We start from the raw sequence: 834 nt of genomic DNA, 5'->3' as shown, positions 1-834 counted from the left end.
AAAATGAGCTGGCATTTCGAGAGCAAGAAGAAATTGACCAAAGAGCTGAACAAATTTGGAAAGTGATGTCACTGTGCATGCAGCGTGGTTTCGATACTGAAGGGATCCTTGAAGGGGGCTTGAACGTCACTCGCCGAGCTCCGAATCTGTTGAAAAAACTAGAAGCGAATGCAGCAGTAGAAAATGATCCAATGGAGATCATGGACTGGATTAACTTGTTTGCCTTTGCAGTCAGTGAAGAGAACGCGGCAGGCGGGCAAGTCGTCACATCACCAACTAACGGTGCCGCAGGCGTTATCCCAGCAGTATTGATGTACTCCCATCGATTCATCACAGAGCTGGACCTTAAGCAATTAAAAGACTTTCTCGCCGTTGCTGGAGCGATTGGTATTTTATACAAAACCAACGCGTCCATTTCTGGGGCGGAAGTGGGCTGTCAAGGTGAGGTGGGAGTTTCCTCTTCTATGGCAGCGGCTGGCCTAACCGCCTTGCGAGGAGGCAGCAACGAGCAAATTTGTATCGCAGCTGAAATTGCAATGGAACACTCTCTAGGTATGACCTGCGACCCAATAGGGGGACTGGTTCAAGTGCCTTGTATTGAACGCAATGCGATGGGCGCAGTAAAAGCGATTAACGCATCACGAATGGCACTAAAGCGCACTAGCAAATGTCTTATTTCATTAGATAAAGTTATCGAAACCATGTACCAAACTGGTAAAGATATGAATAAGAAATATCGCGAGACATCTCTAGGTGGTTTGGCAATCATAAACATATGTTAATATCACTACTCAAATGGATTTTATGGTAGTGATATGAAAAAAGCATACTCAT

1 protein-coding gene is annotated in these 834 nt (G+C 45.3%); it reads left to right on the top strand.

All coding sequences use genetic code 11. The features are described from left to right. Positions 1-782 (top strand): L-serine ammonia-lyase (locus tag R7Z50_RS26180; protein WP_318149568.1); only part of this gene is annotated, 782 nt, incomplete at its 5' end. Positions 783-834 lie beyond the last annotated feature (52 nt).

This window comes from Vibrio sp. 1249-1 (assembly GCF_033340495.1).
The sequence above is the reverse complement of the archived record's forward strand: the minus strand, read 5'-3'. Positions and strand labels throughout refer to the sequence as shown.